The sequence below is a fragment of the Elizabethkingia bruuniana genome (assembly GCF_002024805.1).
GTDB lineage: Bacteria > Bacteroidota > Bacteroidia > Flavobacteriales > Weeksellaceae > Elizabethkingia > Elizabethkingia bruuniana.
On the sequence record NZ_CP014337.1, the window covers coordinates 3228198 to 3252968 of the forward strand.

Genomic DNA, 24771 nt, shown 5'->3' on the forward strand with positions numbered 1-24771 from the left:
TCTATTAATCTACGTTATTATTGCTTAACGTACATTGCATTTTTAATTTCAGCTTTTACTTTTTCCAGTTTCGGGAACCATTCCGCAAATAATGCTGCAGAATATGGAGCCGGAGCATCCGGAGTCGTAATTCTCTTGATTGGAGCATCTAAATAATCAAATGCTTTTTGTTGTACCATATAAGTAATCTCAGAAGCTACAGAAGCGAATGGCCATGCTTCTTCTAAAACTACTAAACGGTTAGTTTTCTTCACAGAAGTTAAAATTGTATCGTAATCTAAAGGACGAACTGTTCTAAGGTCGATAACCTCAACAGAAATTCCTTCTTTTTCTAAATCTTCAGCTGCCTGAATAGCTAACTTCATGATTTTACCGAAAGAAACTAAAGTTACATCAGAACCTTCTTTCTTGATATCGGCTTTACCTAATGGGATATAGTACTCTTCCTCAGGAACTTCCATTTTATCACCATACATTTGTTCAGACTCCATGAAGATCACAGGGTCGTTATCCTGGATAGCTGTCTTCAAAAGACCTTTCGCATCATATGGATTAGATGGTACTACTACTTTTAGTCCCGGACAGTTTGCATACCAGCTTTCTAATGCCTGAGAGTGAGTTGCTCCTAACTGACCTGCAGAAGCTGTAGGACCACGGAAAACGATTGGACAGTTCCACTGACCACCACTCATCTGAAAAATTTTTGCTGCGTTGTTAATGATCTGGTCAATACCTACTAAAGAGAAATTGAAAGTCATAAATTCAACGATCGGACGGCATCCGTTCATTGCTGCACCTACAGAGATACCTGCAAAACCAAGCTCAGCAATCGGTGTATCGATAATTCTGTCTGGTCCGAATTCTGCTAACATACCTTTAGATGCTTTGTAAGCACCGTTGTATTCTGCAACCTCCTCACCCATTAAATATATTGACTGGTCTTTGCGCATTTCCTCGCTCATTGCCTGTGCAATTACCTCACGAAAAGTATATTCTGCCATAATTTTTAATTAATTTGAAAGTACAAAAATAACCATTTTCATTTTATTATGCATTACTTTCTTCTAATTTGGTCAGTTCTTTATAATTAGCCCTCAATTTATGGAAGGTTATAATTCATTATTTAACACATATGGTTAGGACTTTTTCAATAAAAAAAAGCATCAAATTTCTTTGATGCTTTTCATGAATATATTGATAAATATTAATCTACTTTATACCAAGTTTGAGATCTTCCTAATGCTGAGAATCCAATATAACCTCTTACATTAAGTTTATCCTCACCTTCTTTTTTGATAGTACACTTATAAGTCTTACCATTTTTAGGGTCAGTAATAGTTCCTTTTGTAAACTCGCTTCCGTCTTTAGACAATCCTCTGATTACTTCCATACCAAGGATAGGTTTATCTTTACGATCATCCTTACAGCCAGAGCAGTTAGGATCTGCAGGTTTTATTAATAACTGGATTACTTTACCATAATATTTACCATCCGATTTTTTAAAAATCTCGACGATAGACTTAGGCTTTCCTGTTTCATCGTCTATAGTCTTCCATTTTCCTTCAATCTGTGCATAAGATAACACACTGAAAAATACTGCAACAAGGCTAAAGATTATTTTTTTCATTTTCATATAAATTTGTTTAAAGATAATTATTTATCTGAATTAAACAATCTTTAAAGTTATTTTTTACATAGTTTCTGGTAAATACAGTTATTGTTAAACAGCTATTTATTTCTATACCTTTTCCTTATCATCTTCCTGTTCGTTTTTAGCTGTAGTTTATTTTATAGCAGTTTCACCGGGTGAATAGTGTTTAACACCTAACTTATACCAGATAATTCATAATTCCTCACTATTTTTGTTGCATGAATTTTATCCGGAATAATTTTGCAAATGCTCTGACCCTTGGAAATCTGTTTTTCGGCAGTGTTGGTGCTATCCAGCTTGTACTGGGAGATTATAAAACGACAGCTTTATGTATTATCTGTTCTCTTGTACTGGACTTTTTCGATGGCTTTGTAGCCAGAGCACTAAAAGCAAACAGTGACCTTGGTGTCCAGCTGGACTCTCTTGCAGATATGGTTAGCTTTGGTTTCCTTCCGGGACTAACAATGTATAAAGCTCTGGAAGGTTTCGGAGATCAGGCATTTGGAATAAGTCTTCATTTCGATATTAAATATATCGGGCTTCTGGTTACCCTTTTCTCGTGTCTGCGTCTGGCTATCTTTAACCTTGACGAAGATCAGAAATATTATTTCAAAGGACTTAACACGCCTAGTAATACAATTCTGCTGTTCGGGATGTATTATGCCTTCAGAGAAAAACATGCATTCTCATTTTTATTCGAAAATGCAGGATTACTTACACTACTAAGTCTGTTATGTTCCTGGTTACTGGTAAGCCCAATAAAAATGATTGCCATGAAGTTCAAGTCCATGAAGTTGCAGGACAATTATCCTAAAGTAACATTACTGGCAGGATGTATTATACTTCTTTCCGTATTCGGAATTACAGGCATACCACTTTGTATGATCTATTACATCGCTGTTTCTTTATTATTTCAAAAAAATTTAACGCAAATATGAATTTAAAATTACATAAACCTCTTTGTATTTTCGACCTGGAGACCACAGGTATTAACATATCTAAAGACCGTATTGTTGAAATCTGCATCCTGAAAGTTTTCCCGGATGCATCGCGTGAGTCTAAAACATGGCTGGTAAATCCGGAAATGCCTATTCCTAAAGAATCCAGTGATATTCATGGGATCACAGACGAGATGGTAGCAGACAAACCAACATTAAAAGAGATTGCCCCTAAAATCATCGATATGATTAAGGATTCCGATTTAGGAGGCTTCAATTCTAATAGGTTCGATATTCCCTTATTGGCAGAAGAATTACTAAGGGTTGGTTTCGACTTCGATCTGTCAAAGCATAAGCCAATCGATGTGCAGACTATTTTCCATAAAATGGAACCACGAAATCTTTCTGCTGCATACCAATTCTATTGTGGAAAGTCTCTGGAGAATGCTCACTCTGCGGAAGCAGATACTTTGGCAACTTTTGAAATATTAGATGCACAGGTGGGTAAATATGATGAATTAGGAGATGACGCACATTCTTTAAGTGAATTTTCTTTCCATAAAAGAAGTGCTGATTTAGCAGGCTTTATTATCTACAATGAGAAGGAAGAAGAGATGTTCTCTTTCGGAAAATACAAGGGTCAGAAAGTACTGGATGTATTCGATAAAGATCCTGGTTACTTCGGATGGATACAAAATGCAGACTTCCCATTATACACCAAAAAGATATTAACAGCTATAAAGCTGAAAAGTAAATTTTAATGACTAATTGCTAAAATGAGTATATACCCTCTATAGCTAATATTAAACAATATGAAGATAATTTGTGTCGGCAGAAATTATACAGAACATGCCAAAGAACTAAAAAATGAAATTCCTACAGAGCCTGTTTTATTTATAAAACCCGACACTTCGGTTCTAAAAGGTTCTGATTTTTATATTCCTGAGTTTTCTAACGATATCCATTATGAGCTTGAACTGGTAATTAAAATATCCAAAGGAGGGAAATATATTCAGGAAGAAAATGCAGTAAAGCACTATGAACAAATTGGTTTGGGAATAGATTTTACTGCCAGAGATTTGCAGAGCAAGCTAAAAGAAAAAGGATTACCGTGGGAAAAAGCCAAGGGCTTTGACGGTTCGGCTGTTCTAAGTGATTTCTTTCCGGTTGAAAATTTCAATACAGAAGAAATTCACTTTGAGCTGAAAAAAAACAATCAGACCGTTCAGGAAGGTAATTCCAAAGACATGATTTTTGACATCAATAAACTTATAGCCAATATCTCACAATATTTTACGCTTCGCGTTGGTGACCTTATCTTTACAGGTACACCTGCCGGTGTTGGCAAAGTTGAAGAAAATGATATATTAGATGCTTATCTGGAAAATGAGAAGCTTTTTAGTGTAAAAGTCCATTAATTTTCTTAATTTAGTAAGAAAGAAAGCTTATGAAAACAATTGTTCTGCCTATAGATTTTTCAGAAAGATCTGAATACCTGATTGACGAGGCTGTAAAATTTGCAAAGGAGGTAAATGCTAAAATAAGCCTTATCCATGTTGCTCCGTTAGATATTGGATTTGCTATTGGCGATATGGGTTTCCAATATTTTCCTGAGATAGAAAAATCTGAGATAAAAGAAGAGCTGTTACAGCTAAACCGTCTGGAGCAAAGAATTATTGCACAGGATATAGACTGTGATCACCTTCTAAAACAAGGTGAAGCATCCTCTATTATTCTGGAATTTGCTGAAGAAAAAAATGCCGACTATATTGTAATCGGTTCTCACGGACGAAGCGGTATGTACGATGTATTCATTGGCAGCTTAACGAAGTCTATTACTAAGAAATCCAGCATTCCGGTATTGGTAGTCCCGATACATGATGCTAAATAAAAATAAAATATGAAGAGTAAGGTTATACCTTACTCTTTTGTTTTGTAGTACCTGCTTCTACCTCCCGCTGGTAAGCAAAAATAAGATTCTTTAGCTCGTTGCAGGTATTCAGGTAATCTAAAAATATTGCATTGAGCTCCTCGACTTTCCCCTGAGTAAGTTCAGGATTAATCTCATCATATTTTTTTCGAAGTTTTCGGAGATTCCGGGCATGATCTTCTTTAGATATAAGTCTCATAACTATAATTATTTTAGCGTTCAGACAATTTTATCATACACTCTTTATATAGTGCATTGGAGTTAATTAAGCGTGCAATTGCTTTTTCATAGCGTATGTACAAAAATTGCAGTTTTTCTTCTACTTCACTGTCCTGCAACTTTCGTATACGTTCGATATTCTTAAAATGTTCAAAAGCTGTTATTCCTTTCATAATGGTATTTTTATAAAATTTTCAGGTTTTTCACTTTCCGCCAGAATACGGAAAACCATATTTTTTGTGTTGTGGCTTTTTGTTTTTAAGTTACTACTTGCCTGCCCCGTTATCACTAATAATGCGGAGGCTAGTAGTGTTTCGTCTTTACTTCCCAATGGTTGTAACGGGAGCTGTGCATATTCGTCTGCAATAAGAGCAGGTTCGATCCCTGAAGTATAATTTCCGGAATCCAGAATATTAAATATTTTGTACACCATAGGATAAATAACCCATTTATTTTCTGGTGTTTCAGTATCTGATAATGTAAATGCCGCCATATCCTTACCCAGTGTTTTATCGCCAATTTGGGTAACTTTAATATAGGGCTTAAGATTATTAATAACCACCTCAGCAGCTGAAGCGGTATTAGCAGAGGTAATAATATAGACTTCGGACAAAGATAATGCAGAGGTTTTCAAAGCATCGAAGCTTATATTCTGATTGCCGTTTGCAAATGCCTGATCAATTGAGTGACTTACAGTTCCACCATTTTTATTTCCTTTATAAACGATAAAAGGTGTTCCAGATTTTAGCTTATCCGTTATCAGCGCGCAAAGTGCTGCAGCCGATGAAACAGAACCTCCGCCGTTATAGCGCAGATCTAATATCAGATGACGGATATTTTGTCCCTTAAATTCCTGAAATGGCTTTACTAATGAACTTGCCACCCCATCCTGGAAATCAGCAAGATAAAGATAACCCACCTTATCATTATTTACCTCTAGTATTTTAGACAATAAAGGCTGATTAAAGCTAAGCATCGCCTGAACTTCTACCGAACGCCTAAAAACCAACTGGTTATCTTTTAACTCAGCAATCTTCAATGATAAAGTCCGGGATCCTGATACAGCTGCCATTATTTTACTAATATTTTCCGGACTAACGCTAAACTCATTAATTCCGGTAATAATATCTCCACGCTGTAATCCTGCACGTTTTGCCGGAGAATCCTCCAATACCATTTTTACAAGTGCAAACGTAAGCTGATTATGTTGCTGTATTACAGAAAAATCAAACCCAAACAACGTACGTACAGACTGCGGAATAGTTCCCGGATCATCTTTTTTTATAGCCACGGAAAACTGATCGTCTTTTACCAGTAAACTTTTGAAATAGTCTTTAGGGTTCTGATCTAAGCTGATTTGCGAAGGTATTTGATCTGCCCACAGATAATAACGCTGCATAGTCTTCAGCATCCACTGATTGACCTGCTGGCTGCTTCCGGCCGGATATGTACTAGGCATTTCCTCATCTGCCCGACAAGAATACAATATTGTGAATAAAATAGTATAACACAACAAAGACCATCGCATTAACTTTTTCATTTTCTAACTATTAATTTGTGAGTAAAAATCCTTCAAATATCAAAAGTTGGCATTACCTATATTTTAATTTAGTGTTAAATCTGTTTAATTTAAATACTGTGTAAGCTCAGTACCCTGTATACCAGTTATTTCACTATCTCCTGTTTCCTGAATTAACATCATTAAACCTTTATCTCTTACAGAATTCTGATTAATTCTTGAGTTTATAGTGGACACATAAGAAATTTTTGTTCCGGGCTTTACAAGTGCTATTGTAAAAGCCGTGTTTTGTGCTGGTACAGCTAAATCCAGATATACTTGCCCGTCATTATTAAATTTTGCTCTTGTAATATCTGTAGTCTTCCCCAACCTGGTTGCAAAAACATAAATTTCAATATCTGAAAGCGGTGTTTTGCTTATTCTCCTCTCCGAAAAATCGAGTAGAATCCCAACATTACCGGTGGTAGGTTTGGGAACATCAGGTATTTTATCTATAAGAGTTGTACCATCGTAAAAAAACTTGAAATTATTATTAAAGGTATTCCCTTCATAATTCTTGGTTACCAACACCTTTCCTTTTCCGTCTATAAGGCTAAAAACAGACGGAGCAAATGCATCAACATTTTTATCTACAGCATTTTTAAAATATTTTTTATTTCCATCGTCTGTGGTAACAATGGTATTTCCCATTTTTATTTGTAACGAATCTTTTGCAATATACCCTTTGATGTTTACCTTCATTACTTTTTTATCCGGGTAATATTCCCTTTGGTCATCTGAACAGGAAGTAAATACAATAAAAAAGAAAAGGATATAAAGAAAAGAATATAGATTCTGCTTTGTTTTCATAAAATTGATGTTAGAAAAGAGTGGTGGAAACCACCACTCTGAAAATTTAAAACTATTTGCTTATTAAAAAGCGTATTGTACCCATCCTTGAGTCCAATCACCATTAACGAAAGCCCCTTTGTTTGAACCGCTAAAATCAAGAATATCAAAGAATGGACTTGACGCTCCAAAAGTATTAGCTGATCCGTTGAAGATTGAATTGGTGTTATTAACTGATCCTGTAGGTGTAACAGCAGCAGTAAATCCGCTAAATCCGGAATTATTAACTGAAGACCATGCAGCATTAGTATCTCCGTCGAATACTAAACCATGAGTAAACCCAGTAATAACTACATTATTCAATGTAATCTCACCACCTCTTCTGATTCTAGCACCATATTTGTAAAGCGCAGCATCACCTGAATTATTAACACCATAAACACTTACATTATTTAACGTAGGGTGTGTTTTAGGCAATAATCCAAAGCTTGCATCTTCAGAAGCAGCATTATTATCCAGCTCTATACCGTTAGAATCTGGCTTTCCACCACTTTGGCTGTGAGTAGAGTTTTTATCTGCAATTACAACAGCATTTGTAATTGTTCCTGTAAATCCATTATCAAAATCTAATCCGTCATCATCTGCAGCAAATGAAACTAAATTAGAAGCATTAACTGTTCCTCCGAAGAATTCGAATGAGTCGTCTCTACCATAAGAAACCTGGATATGATCTAAAGTAGTACCATTACCTACACCACCACAAGTAAGACCATTGATTTCGTTATCTTGAGAAAGGTTATAACCTGCATATTCTATTCTTACATATTTTAAAATACCTGAATTATCTGCTGCGTTTGTACCTAAATCACCTCCGAATTTATATTTATCATCAGAGCTAGGAAGTCCTTCAATTGTTTTTTTAACATTGGCAGGTGCACTTCCTAATAAGATAATACCTCCGAAATCTCCTGGAGTTGCAGTAGTAGAAGCGTCATTATCCAACAATTTATAACTTGTGAATATGATCGGGTTTTGTTCAGTTCCCGTTGCATTAATCTTGGCTCCTCTTAGAACAATAAGAGCAGAAACAGTTCCTTGTTTTCCTTTGACAAAAGTACCTGGCTGGATAGTTAAAGTAACCCCTGGAGCAACATCAACTTGTCCGTCAAGTTCCCAAACTTTGTCACTTGTCCATGTAGTGTCAGCAGTAATAGTACCACTTACTGTTTGTACTGCAGCAGGAAAACCTGTGTAGTCAGCAGTTGTAGACTGCATTTTAAAATTGTCTTGTTCTGCTATTCCCTCACGGCTACAAGAGTTTAACATTAATGCTGCAACTGAGGCAGTTAAAAAAAGCTTTTTCATATTAATTGATTTTTTTTACTTTTGCCATCTTTAGAAGAATTTCAATTTGGTGGGGAGCAATTGGTTACAGCATGGCAAATATTCTGTTCCCTCTTTGCTCTCTGCTTTTTTTACTTTCTACAGAACGAAAGTCTTCTTTGCCCCTGCAATATGTGATGAGTTTCTGTTATACTATAATGTGATTGGTTCTTACTTGAAAACTCCATACTATGCAATGGTGAAAGAATATTTTAAAAGTTGTAGGTAAAACTTAGTGTGAAACGACGGCCAACATTAAAGCGGTACAATACATTATCTTTCTCATCATACGCATCAGACCAGCCCTCTTTATGTGTCGCATATTTCTTATAAAATACAGGATTTTGGAATCTCACATCACTCCTTCCTTTATCTGAATTAGGAGGATTGAACTGATAACTATTTTCATTATTATAATAAATATAGTCTTCATTGAAGATATTACTGATGTTCAGTTTAATCTCTAATTGTTTGTTTTTCATTAATTTATAGGAAATCTGAGCATCAGCTTTTCCATAAGGGGCAAGATATTCTTTACCAGCTTCATCAAAGGAAACTACATTAAGCATTTTACCAGCTTTATTATACAAAATATTTACACCAAGACGATCACCAAAATAGCCTAATCCAAGATTGAATATATATGGAGACTGTCCATACAAAGGACGATTATCTGTATATGCAATTTGCTTATTAATACTTTCTCCTTTTTCATTTTTAAAAGAAACACCATCTTCGTCAACACTTGAAGGTTCTTCAACTTGTACTTTAGTATCATTCACTGAAAGGTTTCCTATAAACTTCAGGTTTTTAAGGTTTTCAGAAATAAAACTAAAATCTTTTTGTATATCTACCTCTATCCCTTTTACTTTAGCATTTTTAGTATTTAACCTTGTAAAAACGTTTGCTGCATCGGGAGTAATACGTCTGTAAAGCTCGACAGGATCATCTATATTTTTATAATACAAACCTACAGAGATCAACTCTCCTGGTGATGGATACCATTCTGCTTTAAAGTCATAATTATTAGTAACAGAAGAAATTATAGGCATATTAAAAATTTCCCCGCCCATAATTGGTTCATAATAAGGATACTTATTCCTTTCGGAGAATTGAGGACGGATTACACTTTTTGAATAAGCAAGCCTGAAATTAAAATTATTCCATGGAGTATAGGTAAAGTTGACTGAGGGCAAGAATTGCCATTTTTTATCATCAGTCTTACCTTCATAAGACCATCTTGTTTTATATGCTGTATTTTCAATATCCTTATATAGATAATACTCTGCTTTGAGCCCCCATACAAGACGGAATTTATTCCATCTGTTGTCTAACATTATATAAGGTGCGTGCTGATCTACTTTTCCGTCAAATTTATTTCCTGCTTCCCAGGTAGGCACCCAAGCAAAACCGTTTGGATTGTAATTTTTCTGATCCAGCTTAACTGAAATTGGAGCCATTAATAATTCCTGTGGAGTTAGATATCCCCCGCTTCCAGTAGCAGATCTCATGGCATTTAAAGACACCTCAAAAAAGTCCTGGGCAGCTTCTTTTGCAGCACCAAAGTAACCTACTTTTAGATTATTTTTAAAACTCCCGAGTATAAAAGGGTATGAAAAAGAAGTCTCCCAGTTATAATCTTTTTCATTATATAAATAGCTTCCTCGTCCAAAAGGCACTCTCTTAAATGTATTTCCTAATACATCCGGCATGGTGTAATAAAAATATTCATCGCCGATTTTCTTATTTATAAAGTTGAGATAGGTTACATCTTTTTGATCTCTATTGATTTCTGTTCTCGAAATAGCCCAATCCCACTTAACTTTTCCTAATTGATGTGTTCCTTCCAGTTTATTTTGTAAAAGAGCTGAAAAAACAGGTCTATTAGTCTCTTCAATAATACTAGGAGCCGTTCCTTCTGATGTATCATCATAACTCCATCCGAGAATTCTATTTAGTCTTTGATCGAAAACTCTGGAGTAAATATTACGCAATGTAAACCTGTTCTTTCCTAGCTGTGCACCAACATTAAATAAGGCACTCCATGTAGTATTAAATTCATAGTTTCCACCAGTATTTCTAGTGCTCCTTTCTATTAAATCACCACTCTTATTAGTAAAATACCTTCTGTAATTTCCCCGTTCAAAATTTTTAATCTCTTCTTGCTCTTGCCTGTTTCGGTAAGATAATGCGGCAACAAATCCCAGTTTGTTACTATTATTACGATTTAAATTAAAATAGGTTCCTCCCGAAGCTTGATACTGAATTCCTAATGGGGTATTTGACCTGTAAGTTGTGAAATTGTCATTTTTAAATAGTTTTGATTGCTCTAATAATTCAGGATTAGTTTGAGCATTACCTCCATTTTCACTAGATAGTTGAAGTAGGGTTTTAACTTGCCCTATTGGAAGGTTTCTGGAGCCATCATCAAAAGCCAGATAATCATACTTTCTTACTTTTCTGCCCAATTGTTCCTTAAATGTACTAATGTCATTATAGGATGAACCCATTGAAAAATTAAAAAATGGCTCTGTGGGAATATCTTTTGTCACTATTTGTACAAAACCACCAGCAAAATTTGCATTCATATCCGGCGTTGCAGTCTTGCTTACAATGATGTTATCTATTACCGATGTAGGGATAAGATCGAAAGAAAACATTTTTCGGGTAGGATCTGTACTTGGCTGTGTTACTCCGTCCAGTGCAGTTTCGTTCCAGCGTTCTCCCATCCCTCTTACCACAACAAATTTGTTATCTACGGTGGAAAGTCCTGTAATTCTTTTTATAGCATCTCCTGCATCATTATCAGGAGTTTTGGATATCTGCTCCGCTGAAATTCCGTCCGAAAGTTCTGCTGCTTTTTTTTGTTTAGCCAACAGCCCGCTTACAGTATTCTGCTTTTTAGCTGCCGAGATTGTTACTTCTTTTATGATACGTTCATCCTTCCCTATTGGGCTAAGACTAAGAGAAATCTGGTTAGTCTCACTATTTTTTACAACAACATCATCCAATATTGTAGTACTATAACCTTTGGCCTTTATTGTAAATGTATATTGTCCTTCCGGTAATTCTATAGAAAAATCTCCGTTATTACCTGTTACAATTGTTATTCCTTCCGGATTAACACTTATTACAGCTCCTGCGAGCGGAGCGCCTACTTCATCTAATATTTTCCCGGAAACTCTTCCTTTTCCAAGAGATTGATTTCTTTGTACAATCATAAAGGAACTTCCCCCTAGTGGGCGGTAAGTAAATGCTGTACCGGACAAAGATTTACGGATAAGTTGTTCAGCAGATTTGGAATCCCCCTCCACGGACGGGGCATTGGTATTTTGCAGCATCGTATTATCAAATGCAATGTTGCGGCCTGTTTGCAGGCTAATTTTTTGTAACCTTGTCGTCAGATTTTCTGATGCAAAACTAACGCTTTGCGCAGGCAGAATACCAACTAAGCTAATGCCGGCTAGTAGCAGTATGCTTTTCAGGTTAACAATACTCTGGTAGTTCTTTTTCATTTTTACTTAACAGATTTATTTTTTTTATTTTCAGATTCATCAATTTCTGTTTTATGAGAGAAAATAATTTGTTTCCCCTGCTTTTTATACTGCAGTTGGTAAATACCGCAAATAGCATCTAATATATTCTGCAGGTTTTCATCATTCCTGAAGCTTGCATTAAGGCGGATATTATCCATATTAAATGTTGAGATAAGCGTAACTCCATATTTCATTTTTACACGCATGGCCACTTCCTGAAATCCCGCATTGGAAAATACAAGATCACCTGTACGCCATGATGCTGTACGATCTGCATCGGCTTCATTTACACGCGAAGTCTTATTACGCTGATCATAGATTAGTCTTTCATTTTTTTCGAAAACACCATATACATGCTTTGCATCAGAAATCTGAACCTTACCAGTCCTCACCGTGACAATACTCTCTCCAAGAGCCTTATAAGATTTGATATTAAATGAAGTTCCTAAAACGGTTGTTTTAAGATTTTGATAATGAACAATAAATGGCTTTTTAGGGTTTTTAGTCACAGAAAAGAAAGCTTCTCCTTCTTCCAACCATACTTCACGAAGTTTGTCATTGAATTTTGCCTTATCGTAAGTTACTTTTGTAGCATTATTAATGAATACCTCACTACCATCAGGAAGCACTAATTTTTTAATTTCATTTTTAGCGGTAGAAAATATTGCTCTTTCACTTTCTGAAGTTTTATTTATCTGGATAAAGAGAAACCCTAAAGCAAAAATGAATATAACAGATGCTGCCACAGCATAAGATCTGATAGCAATTTGTCTTGGTCTGTTAGCTCTTACATTAATTTGTATTTTCTGAGAAAGCTGCTTCCATATCAAATCCTTTTCTCTACTCTCATCAGCTGTAATTTCTGATTCTTTATCCAGTAAATTCTGTATTAATTCCTTCTCCTTAGGCAACAACTTATCTTCCCTTTCCAGAAGGCGGAAGAAAAAAGCTGTTATCTTTTCTGTTGTAAATTTCATAAATAAGTTTTCGATAGTATATCGTATCAAAAACCAATTTGTCCTTTAGCCTTTTTAGTTATTTTTCAGTAGCATCTCTTTTTCCTGAACAATTATTAACATTGTATAACATTGATTAGTAATAATTTACAGAAAATTAAAGCTTATATAAATTTTCATTATATCAATTAAATTAATAATGTATTAATAGATTGTTCACGAAAACTTAATCCATTTACCCATAAATTTGAAGCAGTGAAAACAGAGACTGACATAGCTCTTTTGGAAAGAGTAAAATGCAAAGACCAGCAGGCCTTTCGTATGTTGTATAACAGATATTTTACACTGTTATTCAGGAGAGTTTATGCAAAAATTAAAAATGAAGAAATTGCACGGGATATTCTTCAGGAAACCTGGATGAAAGTATGGGAAGAGCCCGATTTTATCCTGAAAAAAGAGATACAGCTAAACGCTTTCTTGCTAAAACATTGTGATTACCGTATTCTGGATTATTTTCGGAACCTTAAATACAAAACTGAGTTCTCTGAGGAAAATTATCCGGAGATATCTGATGATGAATATCTGGAAATACTAGACACCTTTGATACAAAAGAACTACTGCAAAAAATACAGGCAATTATAGACCAGCTTACTACAACCGAAAAACAGGTTTTTGAACTCCGAATGATGAAAAGGAAATCTGTTGAAGAAACGGCGAGAATATTAAATATAAGTGAAAAAACGGTCAGAAATTATCTTTCTTCTACTCTGAGCGAGGTAAGAAAGCAACTAAAAACACACTATAAGGCTTCTCGTTACGTTGCAGCAATATTCTACATAGAGTTATTTCTAAATAAATAAAACCGACTGATATCTCAGTCGGTTTTATTATATTATTTTTTAGTAAGGACTAGCCTTGCTTATACAAATCTTCTCTGTAATAAGGGTTATCATCTTCCGTATCAGAGTGGTACTCATTATCCTTATTATTTCCTAATGGAGCTACCAATATCCAGCACCAGTATACGAAATATCCACATGCTACTATGAATAGAATCCAGTTAAGAACATTTCCGAAGGTATCGTAAAACCCGAATGACCATTTGAAAACTTTGCTCAAGAATAACCAAAAAGACGTCATTATTTCCTTATTTTAATATTAACTTTGTCGCAAATTTAATAAAAATGTTCCGATTACTGTCTAAACAAACCAATATTTTTTCAATTCCGGCCTATTTGGTTTGTCTACTGGTATTCATTTCCCTTTTTAATATACTGAATTTCAATTTACTAAGTATAATTTCAAGTATTATTGCTTTTCTTGGAATAGCCCTGGGATATTTCCTTTTTAACAATATAGGACTGAATAGGAACACTCATTTACCACTTTTTATATACACCATATTAGTATTTAGTTTCTATTTCGGAGATGTAAGTTTCCCATTAGCCTTTACCATTCTTACTGCCAATCTTTCTACGCTGATACTAATAAGTAACAACGAAAAAATAGGAAAGAGATCCTATTTTCTTGTAGGCTGCCTTATGGGGTTTATGTATGTTGTGATGCCACAAACCTGGCCTCTGATTATATTCATTATACTCCATATCTTTGCAACTTCGGGTAATATTTCTGCTAATCTTTTCCGATTATTCTTTGGGATACTCCTGCTGTTTATTAACTACGCCGGATTATATTATTTGCTGGATATTCCCGATTATTACACAAGACTTATTCCTTATGTATCGGATAAGATGATCACCAATATAGAGCCTCTGATATTTCTCTCTCCTGTTTTACTGTTCCTGCTGTATAGTATTTATGATCATTTTGTACATTTTTCTAAGAAAAGCCCTTCCAGTAAGTTTCGCTATACGCTGCTACTAGTATACTCACTAAGCATATTGATTATTCTTATATTTTACATGGGAACCCAATACGAATTTCTCTTACTCATCGCTTTTCCGGTAAGTGTTATTACCAGTAGGGGGCTTCGTTTTATATCCAAATATTGGGTAAAGGAACTTATATTATGGAGTATTATTATTTTTGCATTGCTTTTTAAGCTTGCCTATTATTTTTAAAAACAGATTATGATTCAGATAGACGATAAAATTATTTCAGAAGATGTATTTGCAGAAAACTTTGTCTGCAATCTTAGCAAATGTAAAGGAATCTGCTGTGTGGATGGGGATGCCGGAGCACCATTAGACCAGGATGAAACAGAAATTCTTGCAGAAATCTACCCTAAAATCAAGGGCTACTTACGCCCTGAAGGTGCTGAAGCTATAGATGCTCAGGGCACCCACGTTGTTGATGTAGATGGAGATCTTGTTACACCTCTGGTACACGGAAAAGAATGTGCTTATGTTATCTTTGATGAAAAGGGGTATACCAAATGTGGTATTGAAAAAGCTTATGAAGATGGTGTAATCGATTATCAGAAGCCTATTTCTTGTCACCTGTACCCTATTCGGGTAACAAAATATTCTACTTTCGATGCGTTGAATTATGACGTCTGGAAGATTTGTGCTGACGCATGCACACTTGGCGATGAGCTAAAAGTGAGTGTTTACCAGTTCCTGAAAAAACCTCTGATCCGAAAATATGGTGAAGAGTTTTACAGTACTCTAACCGATGCTGCAGTAGCATGGAAACAGGAATTCAATAAATAAATATAAACAAGCGGGAAAACGATTTTCCCGCTTGTTTTTTATTCCACCTCTAAAACCAGCTTTTTCCCGTTGGTTTTATTCTCTTCCATTAAATTAAAAGCTATCATAAGATTTTCTGCTGACAACTTTCCGAGATTTAAAACTTCTTGCAGATGCCAATTCTCTGCACTGCCTATAACGGAAGAAACTTGATTCAGAATCTCTCCGTATTTAAAGTGTAACTCAGGCTCTGCATAGCGGGCAATATTCATAATTATTGCCGCTTTCTGAAACAGTATATAGTTGGTTTCTTCGGTCCGCAGATTGGTAATGTCTACAAACAGGCCTTCTCTTTTCAGGGAGTTAGCTCCTATTTCTGTCATTTTACCACCAATACAATCAATTACAATATCATAAAAACCATTATTCTGCGTCAGTATTATTCTATCCAGATCAGACTGCTTATAAGAAACTATTTGTTCTTTGGATAATCCTTGCTTCATTAATTCACCCATACTATAATCATTTCCGGCAGTAGCTACCATCTTATGATATCCAAAATGATGCAATACATTAATCAATGCCTTTCCAACACTTCCTGATGCTCCAAGAATCAGTATAGACGACTCTTTTGGTAATTGTAATCTGGATACTGCCTGCCAGGCTGTGACATAAGCGATTGGAAGAGCTGTAATCTGTTCAAAACTTAATTCTTTAGGTTTATGCGCTAGTATTTCCTCAGAAACTACTACATACTCTGCAAAAGCACCATTACTACCCATACTGCCAACAGCTAGAAAAACTTCATCTCCTTTTTTAAAGTTTTCCACATTATTGCCGGTTTCCTCTATTATACCTGCCAACTCGCGTCCCAGAATATCTGAACTCATTATCCTTGCTTCATTCTTTCCCTGAAACATTTGCAAATCGATCGGATTGACGGCAACTGCCATAACTTTTACAAGAACCTGGCTATCCTTTTTAATTTCAGGTTTAGAATAAGTACTATCATTAACCAGTTTATTCTCTCCTTGTACAGAATCTAGTTTTACTGCATTCATAAATTTTATTTTTATGTAAATTTAACCTGTGTAAGCCGCCAAAAGCAATAGACTTACCCGGAGGAAAGTATATGGGAAACATCAAAAAAAATGGTAATATAAGAGAAGCATCCTGCGACGAAGAGTTACGTGCAATGCGGGATTGTTTGTTTGTAATAGGAGGAAAGTGGAAACTTCTGATTCTGCGGTATCTTGCCAACAGGCAACACCTCGAATTAAATTACACTAAGATTCTTCAGGATATAGGTGGTATTTCACCTAAAGTTCTCATCAAAGAATTAAAAGATTTGGAGCAAAACCAATTAATATGCCGCAAGCAGAACAATGACAAGGTTCCAAAAGTATTTTACAGTCTTAGCGGATATGGTAAAACGGTTATTCCGTTAACTGAAGCTATTGTTCAATGGGGCTTGGATCACAGAAACAAAATAACAGAATAAAAAAACTCCGCTGGCTAGCGGAGTTCGTATAAATAGAAAAACAACATCAATTATTTTTTCAATTCTTCCATAAATTGGTCGTGAGAGATTACCTCTTCTTTCTTACCTCCTTTTTCAAGGATAGTATCTTTCAATTTAGCCATTGCTACTTCAGAAGAAATTTGTCTTACTTGCTCTTGATCTTTTAGCATTTCAACAGCATATTTCTGAACTTCTTCGTCAGAAAGATGGTGAATACCATAGATAGCTAATTGGTTTCTTACCAATTGCTCGGATTGTGCTAAAATATCTGCATAGTCAATTTTAACATCATTATCATTCATTAGTTTACCTTCGATGATCTGATATTTCAACTGAGCTTTTTCATTTTCAAGAATCTCTTTAGCCTGCTCTTCTGACTGAATGTTCTGGTTGTTGAACATTAACCACTTGATTAAGAAAGTTTCAGGAAGCTGGATTTCTTCTTTTTCAACGATTTGTTCCAACATTTTGTTCACATAGTGTACGTCTGCATTTTGTTGGAAGTACTCGTCTAGTTCTTCTTTTACTTTGTTCTTAAGTTCTTCTTCAGACTTAATGTTTTCGCTGCCATATACCTTATCGAAAAGCTCTTGGTTTAGTTCAGCTAAATCTAAAGAATAGATTTCTTTTACTGTAACTTTTACTTCGTTGTGGTGAAGGTGTTCTACCTCTCCCTGAGCGAATCCTAATTCTTTTGCTAAAGTTTCATCTTTCTGAAGATCTTCTTTAGTTACAATAGCACTTTCGTCAACTTTTTTACCTTTTACTACAGCGTAAACTTCTTTGTTGTCTTTGTTAATTGTAACATTTTTAGGTGCATGGTGGTGCTCTCCTTCTGCATCTTCTTCTACAACTTGCTCAATTTGTAAAGCAATGTAAGAATCTTTGTTCATTTTGTCCTGAGGCACACGCTCTGCAAATCTCTTCTGCATGTTCTCAATACTCTGGCTGATCTCTTTTTCAGAAGCTTCTACTTTGTAGTGAGGTGCTTCATATTTAGCAAGATCAATAGTAATTTGAGGTTCGTAACCAACTTCGAAAGCTACTGTTACGTTGTCATTATTATAATCTAACTCTTCTACCGGCTGTGGCACAGGCTGCCCAACAAGTCTAAGGTTATTTTCATTAATATAATTGTTTAAAGCATCGGAAACCTGGTTGTTGATTTCTTCATAAGCTACCCCTGCTTCATATTGTCTACGAATAAGACTTAAAGGAGCTTTACCTTTTCTAAAACCCGGAATGTTTGCATTTTTCGCGTAGTTAAGCAAAGTTTTTTCAACTTTCTCTTTATAATCAGACTTATCCAGTGTCACTGTAAGTAATGCACTTACTTCATCGTGATTTTTATTCGTAATCTTCATTAATTGAAATTTTTAGACGGCAAAAATAAGAAATATTTACTTTATTAAAAAGTCTCGTTTTATTTAGAATGCTTTTTTGTGAAAATTTTATGAATTGACTAAAAATCGTATCCCAAAGCTATACTCAAATGTAGTGCGGCCCACGATTCCTTTGTATCTATATTTCTTGCATAGCCAAGACCCGTAGCAAATTCATAATTAAAGTTCTTGGCAAAATTTCTTCTAATTCCATAGGTAGGAATTATTGCTATAGCATTATTTGCCAAGAGGTCATTTCTATTTGAAGTTATAAGCCAATCGGGCGAATAAGAGAAATTAAGCGCAAAATAGTTTGCAGAATTGTTCTGAATATTCTTGCTCTTTTCTAATCTCCTTTTGAAATTGTAATAATATTTGGGTGTAATTTCTATCATCGGAAATAAAGCAAAATTTGTCCCGGAAGAAAATTTTCTGTCCCATAAAGCTGCATTTAGCATAACTTCTCCCCGAAGTACAAAATTATCAGAAAGGCGAAGCTCATCATAAACTCCGATATGCAGTATTCCCAGTTGTGCACCTGTAAGATTTTTTACCGCTCCATTATTACTTTGCTCTTGCGCAAAAGATTTCATGCCCCAAAGGCTAATAAACACTAATAAAATTTTCTTCATATAATTTGGTTATGATTGTATTTGGATTTTATTTTTTTCTTACTGACCAAGTCCCGGCCCAATGACCTTGCTTGTATGTTCCTTTTCCCTCCGAAAGACTACCTTCTATAGTTAGTCCTGTTGTTATGGAAGTCCCATGAATTCTACCACTATCCGAATAAATAGCTTCTAAAGAATCTGTATAGGTACTAGAATTTATTCTGACAGTTATATTTCCGTCATCTGCTATATTAATTATTATTTCACCATTCACTCCGCCAGTGATTGGACCGAAGTAGGTTCCTTTGAATGCGGCTATAAAGTAAGCTTGTTTATCTTTCTTTTCTTTTTCTTTCCAGAAACTATCTACAATCTGTTCACAGGAAATTGGCAGAATAAATAAAAAGATGTAAAGTGGGATAAAATATTTTTTCCTCATAGTATAATGTGTTTGGCCGTCTAAAGATAAAATTATTTCTAAAAAAAGTGATAATTCACTCAAATCTATTTATTTTTAAAATTCATGCTCTAGTCTTAGTAAAAAAATGCTATTTTTAAATAAATTAAATATCAAACAACAATTTATTATGAAAAAACTAAAGAAAATCTCACGTGAAAATTTGAAAAAAGTTAATGGTGGCAGTTATGGCTGTGCTGGAAGCCCACCTGACAACCCAGAGATTGATTCACAATGTTATTACTGGGCATGTGATGGTGGACAATGGGTTCAATTCTTATGTGAAGGATAATCATTAGCATTATTACAAATACAACAAGGGCAGCATAAGCTGTCCTTGCTCTTCTTATATAGTAGTAAGTATGTTTGCAAAAAGCCTATCCTAAATTCAAATAACTAATATATAATCCAAAAGGAAATCTAAAACGGTTTCAAAAATTGCGAATTGCTATCGGAATAAGTAAATTTGTAGAAAATAATATAATACAAGTAAAAATGGATAGAATCCAACTCGATACTATTCCTGAAGCGATAGAACACTTACGCCAAGGGAAAATGATCGTCGTCGTAGACGATGAAGATCGTGAAAATGAAGGAGACCTTATTGGCGCTGCCGACCTGGTAACTCCGGAAATGATAAACTTTATGACGGTTCATGCCCGTGGATTAGTTTGCGTTCCTCTTCCTGAAAAAAGATGTGATGAGCTGGGCCTTGACATTATGGTAAGCCGCAGTAGCGATCCAAAAGAAACAGCTTTTACAGTTTCTATCGACCTTCTTGGCAACGGAAATTCTACAGGAATTTCTGCAGGTGACCGTTCCAGAACCATACAGGCTATGATGAATCTTAATACTAAACCAACTGATTTTATGCGTCCGGGGCATATTTTCCCTTTACGCGCTAAAGAAGGTGGTGTATTAAAACGTGCAGGACATACTGAGGCCTCAATAGATCTTACAAGATTAGCCGGCCTGAACGAAGGTGGTGTAATCTGTGAGATTATGAATGAAGATGGCAGCATGGCCAGACTTCCTGAGCTGAAGAAATTTTCGGAAAAACATGATCTGAAAATTGTTTCTATCGAAGATCTTATCCAGTATCGTATGAAGCAGGGAGATCTTGTAGAAAGAATCGAAGAGCAAGCCATTCAGACACATTTTGGAGATTTTAATTTCTATGCATACAAAGAAAGACATACTGACCAAATTCATTATGCTATAACAAAAGGAAAATGGGCAGATAAGGAACCTGTATTAATCCGAGTACAATCCAGCAGTGCCTACTTCGATATATTTACCCGTTTAGCTAACGGTGAAAAGCCTTTAATGGAAAAAGCAATCCAGATGATTAATGCTGAAGGTAAAGGTGCTATTGTTTTTATCAACAATGTATCGGATTCAGAAAAAACAATGAACAAGCTGCAACAGTTTTTAGCTTATCAATCCGGAACTCAGGGCAAACCGACAATAAGAGCCAACTATAAGGATTATGGCATCGGTATCCAGATTCTGAAAGATTTAGGAATTAACAATCTAAAGGTTCTGACTCAGAGTCCTGACCAAAGACCAATCGTAAGTGGTTACGATGTAGAGGTTAGCGAACTGGTAGAACTAACAGTATAAAACAAAAAGTCCGGCAATTTTTTAATGCCGGACTTTTTGTTTATTAATAAACCTGTATATTTCTATACTAAGGTTTATCTCTTTTATTTTACAAAAGCATCAACACTCTGGAAATTTCCTTCCGGATAATAAGTATTTGAGAAATTATTATTAACAGAAGGTTCGTTAGTCCATCTCCTAATAACCTGCTCTGTGATCAGATCTTTCCTCATGACTTTTTCAGTTTCACCTTTAAAATAATAAAATGTAGACTTCTTGAGCTCAGGAAATAATTTTTCTGCTTGTTCTTTATTAGATATATTCTTTTCAAAAAAAGCACGATCTGAAGCAAGAGGTGTGATTACAGAATTTCTTCCTTCTTCTTTTAGTAAAGAATAAGACTCTTCTCTTATGATAGAATAAGGAACTTCCACCACATCGTTTATCGGATTAACAAAAATGGTATCTCCAGCAATCTTATCTACCCTATAAGCAGTGTAATAAGTTTTCCTTCCCTGACTACCAGAAAATCCGGAAACTTTACGGAACAATAAGCTTCCTGTAGTAACATCTTGTACCTCCTGTTTCATTTTCCAGCTACTGTAAAAATACAATCCACCAGCCAACACTATTATTCCTATCAGGGAAAAAGCAAAAATTTCTTTAAATTTCATATCAGGGACTAAACTATTTCAATATCTGCAAAACTTTGAAATCCATTCAGGAAATCTTTCAGTGTCATTCTCTTTTTGCCCTCCAGTTGTAATTCTTCAGGATAATAAATTCCATCATGTGTATAAATAGTAAAACTATTTTTGTCAATTTCAATCTGTCCTGCAGATTTATCATGTTGCTTTTTCTCGAATTTACCTTTAAATATTTTAAGTGTCTTAGGCTGTCCTGAGATTTCAATAGTTGTAAATGCAGCCGGGTAAGGAGACATACCACGGATAAAATTATATACCACTTCTACATCATACTCCCAATTGATACGGGTATCTTCTTTAAAGATTTTATATGCTGTTTTAGGGTTTTCTACTTGTGGTTGAGGCTTTTCTTCTATAATACCTTCTGCAAGCCCATCCAGGGTCTTTACAACTAACCCAGCACCTATATCCATAAGTCTGTCATGGAGCTGTCCTGCATCTTCATCTAAAGGCACATCAGTTTCTTCTTGTAGAAGAATATGTCCTTCATCTATTTTTTCATTGATAAAGAAGCTGGTCACTCCTGTTTTCTTTTCACCATTAATTACCGCATAATTAATAGGTGCCGCACCCCTGTAATCAGGCAGCAGAGATCCATGGAGATTGAAAGTACCTAGACGCGGCATAGAAAATAACACTTTTGGCATCATTCTGAATGCTACAACTACAAAGATATCTGCATTCAGGTTTTCTATCTCTTTCAAAAATTCCGGATTACGTAGTTTTTCCGGCTGAAATACCGCAAGCTGATGTTCTACGGCATATTTTTTCACAGGAGACTCATTAATTTTCTGCCCTCTCCCACTGGCTTTATCCGCTACAGTAACTACACCTACAACTTCATGATTGCTATTATGAATTGCTTCTAAGGAAGCTCTAGCAAAATCTGGTGTCCCGAAAAAAACAACTTTTAGTTTATTCATTTATAGTGTATAAGTTTTATAATTCAACATTCTGACCTGACCTTTGTCTAACAAAATTTTCAGGTGTTCCAACAGTTCATCTTTGGGATAAAATTTCAGATGAACAGCTAATTCATCTAGAGTCATTGGTGACCGCATAAGAGCTTCAAAAATAATTTTTTTGTACTCTCTGTCGCTAGTTCCCATTTTACTTGTGAGGCAATAGTTACATTTTCCACAATTTTCAGTTTCTTTCTCTCCGAAATACGAGAGAATAAGTCTCATTTTGCAATAGGAGGCATCCTTGATGAAAAATTTCATTTCCTCCCATTTCTGCAATTTATTTTTTTGAATACTGGCAAAAAGATTCCAGTATTTGTTTTGTAATTCTTTGTCATTTCGTGGCATCAGAAACCTGATACCAGCTGAATTACCGTCAAAGTAATCTACAAGTCCCTTCTCGTGTAATTCTCTTAAACGTACCCGCATCGTTTGCTCATCAACATTCATCTTGTCAGTAAGCTTTTTCTCCCGAAAATAGGTTCGATGAGTCGCAACCCCGTCTAATGCACGGGATAACTTTTCTACAAAGAAACTGTCTTTCTTCCCAAGGCTTTCAACTTCTGATATATTGAATTTTAGTTCCAAAGATGACATTCCTTTGGATTCTTTCAGGTAAATAATTTCCTGGTTATGAAGAAATCGAAGAATAGATACTATTTTAGGACGAGAAATTTTGGTGAGATTCTGAATCTTATTGGTCTGAATTTCAAAAAAAACCTCCGGAAGTTCGTGTTCTGCAATCTGGCAGAAGGAATAGACATAGGAACAAACTTTTTGATAATCGGTTTTGCTGGCTAACTGACTTCTCATTAGATCATCGATCTGCGTAAGCTCACTCTGATTCCAAAGTAAAATAGTTTCTGCATTTTGTCCATTTCTACCTGCACGGCCTATTTCCTGATAATAATTTTCAATAGACGGGGATGGAGAAAGATGTATTACAAATCCAACATTATCTTTATCAATACCCATTCCGAATGCATTGGTGGAAACAAGGGTATAGTTATTTTTACTAAGCCAGTAATTCTGACGTATTTGCTTTTCTTTTACAGGTAAACCTGCATGATAATAATCCACCTGCTCTATGCCGCTAATCTTCAGCCAGTTACTCAGATACTCAGCTTCTTTTCTGGTTCTCACGTAGATAAGACCCGATTTCTCATTACTTCTGAGGTAATATAGAATATGATTATATTTATCCGAAAGCTCTCTTATCTGAATATAAAGATTATCTCTTCTATAAGATTTTTTAAAAATATTTGTCTTTTTAAAATCCAGCTTGTGCTGAATTTCCTGCATCACTTTAACAGAAGCTGTTGCCGTTAATGCAAGACACGGAAGATATGGATAAGCTTGTCTGAAATCTTTTATATTCTGATAACTTGGACGAAAATCACTTCCCCATTCCGAAATACAATGTGCTTCATCTACGGCTATTAAGGATAGTTTTGTATCCGTAATATTTTCCAGAAAATTTCTGTTAGTCAATCTTTCCGGAGAAACATAAAGCAGCTTATATTCTTCATTTTTTAAATTCTGATAAATAAGCTCTTCTTGTTCATCATCGAATTCTGAACTAAGATAGGCGGCAGGAATACCTCTTCGATTAAGCTCGTGAACCTGTTCTTTCATTAAAGCCAGAAGCGGAGATATTACCACTGTCGTGCCTTCTAAAAGCAAAGATGGTAATTGATAACATAATGATTTCCCTCCTCCTGTTGGCAATAAAGCCAGTGTATCATTAGAGGATAATACAGACTGAATAATTTCTTTCTGCTGGTCTCTAAAATGATCATAACCCCAAAATTGCTTAAGGGTTTCATCTAAAATCTGTTCATTATAAGACCGGCTCGGAATCATCGGGTAAAATTAAAGCTTTTCAGGGGTATATAAAAATAAAAAGGTGTGCTACT

General features: G+C 35.3%; 27 protein-coding genes. 10 read left to right on the forward strand and 17 right to left on the reverse strand.

Annotated features, from left to right (window positions below; translation table 11 throughout):
* Positions 1-17: 17 nt before the first annotated feature.
* Together AYC65_RS15005 and AYC65_RS15010 are read right to left on the reverse strand one after the other, a co-directional pair.
* A complete protein-coding gene (locus tag AYC65_RS15005) occupies positions 18-1001 on the reverse strand; it encodes a pyruvate dehydrogenase complex E1 component subunit beta (RefSeq protein WP_034869489.1) in 984 nt (327 codons plus the stop codon).
* A gap of 203 nt (positions 1002-1204) precedes the next feature.
* Entirely contained in the window at positions 1205-1627 is a 423-nt protein-coding gene (locus AYC65_RS15010; RefSeq protein WP_024564702.1) for a DUF2147 domain-containing protein, read from the reverse strand.
* A gap of 242 nt (positions 1628-1869) precedes the next feature.
* Here AYC65_RS15010 and AYC65_RS15015 point away from each other — a divergent pair, with 242 nt between their 5' ends.
* Genes AYC65_RS15015 through AYC65_RS15030 form a run of 4 tightly spaced genes read left to right on the forward strand, consistent with a single transcriptional unit; the run spans position 1870 to position 4480 of the window.
* Complete coding sequence (locus AYC65_RS15015) at positions 1870-2589, forward strand: CDP-alcohol phosphatidyltransferase family protein (RefSeq protein ID WP_034869491.1); 720 nt, start codon at positions 1870-1872, stop codon at positions 2587-2589.
* Entirely contained in the window at positions 2586-3350 is a 765-nt protein-coding gene (locus tag AYC65_RS15020; RefSeq protein ID WP_034869494.1) for a 3'-5' exonuclease, read from the forward strand. The genes AYC65_RS15015 and AYC65_RS15020 overlap by 4 nt, the downstream gene beginning before the upstream one ends.
* 51 nt (positions 3351-3401) lie before the next feature.
* Positions 3402-4007: a fumarylacetoacetate hydrolase family protein gene (locus AYC65_RS15025; RefSeq protein WP_034869497.1), complete on the forward strand. Its 606-nt coding sequence runs from the start codon at positions 3402-3404 to the stop codon at positions 4005-4007.
* Between the two features lie 29 nt (positions 4008-4036).
* A complete protein-coding gene (locus tag AYC65_RS15030) occupies positions 4037-4480 on the forward strand; it encodes a universal stress protein (protein ID WP_009085808.1) in 444 nt (147 codons plus the stop codon).
* A gap of 22 nt (positions 4481-4502) precedes the next feature.
* Here the strand turns inward: AYC65_RS15030 and AYC65_RS15035 are convergent, their stop codons facing one another.
* The 7 genes from AYC65_RS15035 to AYC65_RS15065 form a co-directional block, all read right to left on the reverse strand.
* Complete coding sequence (locus AYC65_RS15035; protein ID WP_034869499.1) at positions 4503-4718, reverse strand: hypothetical protein; 216 nt, start codon at positions 4716-4718, stop codon at positions 4503-4505.
* A gap of 13 nt (positions 4719-4731) precedes the next feature.
* The gene (locus tag AYC65_RS15040; protein WP_034869501.1) at positions 4732-4911 is read right to left on the reverse strand and encodes a hypothetical protein; all 180 of its coding nucleotides are present in this window, start codon (positions 4909-4911) and stop codon (positions 4732-4734) included.
* Positions 4908-6278: a S41 family peptidase gene (locus tag AYC65_RS15045; protein WP_234300365.1), complete on the reverse strand. Its 1371-nt coding sequence runs from the start codon at positions 6276-6278 to the stop codon at positions 4908-4910. The genes AYC65_RS15040 and AYC65_RS15045 overlap by 4 nt, the downstream gene beginning before the upstream one ends.
* A gap of 84 nt (positions 6279-6362) precedes the next feature.
* Positions 6363-7106 carry a hypothetical protein gene (locus tag AYC65_RS15050; protein ID WP_034869505.1) on the reverse strand — a complete coding sequence of 248 codons (744 nt, stop codon included), beginning with the start codon at positions 7104-7106 and terminating at the stop codon, positions 6363-6365.
* A 63-nt stretch (positions 7107-7169) separates the two neighbouring features.
* Positions 7170-8450 (reverse strand): hypothetical protein, encoded by a 1281-nt coding sequence (locus AYC65_RS15055; protein ID WP_034869506.1) that lies wholly within the window; start codon positions 8448-8450, stop codon positions 7170-7172.
* 230 nt (positions 8451-8680) lie between these two features.
* Positions 8681-11983, reverse strand: a complete 3303-nt coding sequence (locus AYC65_RS15060) for a TonB-dependent receptor (protein WP_059333892.1) — start codon at positions 11981-11983, stop codon at positions 8681-8683.
* A gap of 2 nt (positions 11984-11985) precedes the next feature.
* Positions 11986-12981, reverse strand: coding sequence for a FecR family protein (locus AYC65_RS15065; RefSeq protein ID WP_034869510.1), 996 nt, complete (start codon positions 12979-12981; stop codon positions 11986-11988).
* A 234-nt stretch (positions 12982-13215) separates the two neighbouring features.
* On the opposite strand from AYC65_RS15065, the gene AYC65_RS15070 reads away from it, so the two are divergent.
* Entirely contained in the window at positions 13216-13821 is a 606-nt protein-coding gene (locus tag AYC65_RS15070) for an RNA polymerase sigma factor (protein ID WP_234300363.1), read from the forward strand.
* 49 nt (positions 13822-13870) lie between these two features.
* On the opposite strand, the gene AYC65_RS15075 is transcribed toward AYC65_RS15070, so the two are convergent.
* Positions 13871-14101 (reverse strand): hypothetical protein, encoded by a 231-nt coding sequence (locus tag AYC65_RS15075; protein WP_034869512.1) that lies wholly within the window; start codon positions 14099-14101, stop codon positions 13871-13873.
* A gap of 44 nt (positions 14102-14145) precedes the next feature.
* Here AYC65_RS15075 and AYC65_RS15080 point away from each other — a divergent pair, with 44 nt between their 5' ends.
* On the forward strand, positions 14146-15042 hold the full coding sequence (locus AYC65_RS15080; RefSeq protein WP_034869514.1) for a DUF6427 family protein: 897 nt from the start codon (positions 14146-14148) through the stop codon (positions 15040-15042).
* A gap of 9 nt (positions 15043-15051) precedes the next feature.
* Positions 15052-15633 (forward strand): DUF3109 family protein, encoded by a 582-nt coding sequence (locus AYC65_RS15085; RefSeq protein WP_034869517.1) that lies wholly within the window; start codon positions 15052-15054, stop codon positions 15631-15633.
* A gap of 38 nt (positions 15634-15671) precedes the next feature.
* Here the strand turns inward: AYC65_RS15085 and AYC65_RS15090 are convergent, their stop codons facing one another.
* Positions 15672-16673: a quinone oxidoreductase family protein gene (locus AYC65_RS15090; protein ID WP_034869519.1), complete on the reverse strand. Its 1002-nt coding sequence runs from the start codon at positions 16671-16673 to the stop codon at positions 15672-15674.
* A 71-nt stretch (positions 16674-16744) separates the two neighbouring features.
* On the opposite strand from AYC65_RS15090, the gene AYC65_RS15095 reads away from it, so the two are divergent.
* Positions 16745-17113 carry a winged helix-turn-helix transcriptional regulator gene (locus AYC65_RS15095; protein WP_034869520.1) on the forward strand — a complete coding sequence of 123 codons (369 nt, stop codon included), beginning with the start codon at positions 16745-16747 and terminating at the stop codon, positions 17111-17113.
* A gap of 50 nt (positions 17114-17163) precedes the next feature.
* Here AYC65_RS15095 and AYC65_RS15100 read toward each other — a convergent pair whose 3' ends face one another.
* The 3 genes from AYC65_RS15100 to AYC65_RS15110 form a co-directional block, all read right to left on the reverse strand.
* Positions 17164-18498 carry a trigger factor gene (locus AYC65_RS15100; RefSeq protein WP_034869522.1) on the reverse strand — a complete coding sequence of 445 codons (1335 nt, stop codon included), beginning with the start codon at positions 18496-18498 and terminating at the stop codon, positions 17164-17166.
* 98 nt (positions 18499-18596) lie between these two features.
* Positions 18597-19148 carry a hypothetical protein gene (locus AYC65_RS15105; protein ID WP_034869523.1) on the reverse strand — a complete coding sequence of 184 codons (552 nt, stop codon included), beginning with the start codon at positions 19146-19148 and terminating at the stop codon, positions 18597-18599.
* Between the two features lie 28 nt (positions 19149-19176).
* Positions 19177-19566: a hypothetical protein gene (locus AYC65_RS15110; RefSeq protein WP_034869525.1), complete on the reverse strand. Its 390-nt coding sequence runs from the start codon at positions 19564-19566 to the stop codon at positions 19177-19179.
* A gap of 148 nt (positions 19567-19714) precedes the next feature.
* On the opposite strand from AYC65_RS15110, the gene AYC65_RS15115 reads away from it, so the two are divergent.
* Positions 19715-19876, forward strand: coding sequence for a bacteriocin-like protein (locus tag AYC65_RS15115; RefSeq protein ID WP_157757826.1), 162 nt, complete (start codon positions 19715-19717; stop codon positions 19874-19876).
* A gap of 203 nt (positions 19877-20079) precedes the next feature.
* The gene (ribB, locus tag AYC65_RS15120) at positions 20080-21207 is read left to right on the forward strand and encodes a 3,4-dihydroxy-2-butanone-4-phosphate synthase (protein ID WP_034869527.1); all 1128 of its coding nucleotides are present in this window, start codon (positions 20080-20082) and stop codon (positions 21205-21207) included.
* Positions 21208-21290: 83 nt separating this feature from the next.
* Here the strand turns inward: ribB and AYC65_RS15125 are convergent, their stop codons facing one another.
* From AYC65_RS15125 to AYC65_RS15135, 3 genes are read right to left on the reverse strand one after another with little or no spacing between them, the layout of a single operon-like run.
* On the reverse strand, positions 21291-21860 hold the full coding sequence (locus tag AYC65_RS15125; protein ID WP_059333893.1) for a hypothetical protein: 570 nt from the start codon (positions 21858-21860) through the stop codon (positions 21291-21293).
* Between the two features lie 8 nt (positions 21861-21868).
* Positions 21869-22816 carry a methionyl-tRNA formyltransferase gene (fmt, locus tag AYC65_RS15130; RefSeq protein WP_034869529.1) on the reverse strand — a complete coding sequence of 316 codons (948 nt, stop codon included), beginning with the start codon at positions 22814-22816 and terminating at the stop codon, positions 21869-21871.
* Complete coding sequence (locus AYC65_RS15135; protein WP_034869533.1) at positions 22817-24718, reverse strand: RecQ family ATP-dependent DNA helicase; 1902 nt, start codon at positions 24716-24718, stop codon at positions 22817-22819. It lies immediately after the preceding gene.
* Positions 24719-24771: the final 53 nt, after the last annotated feature.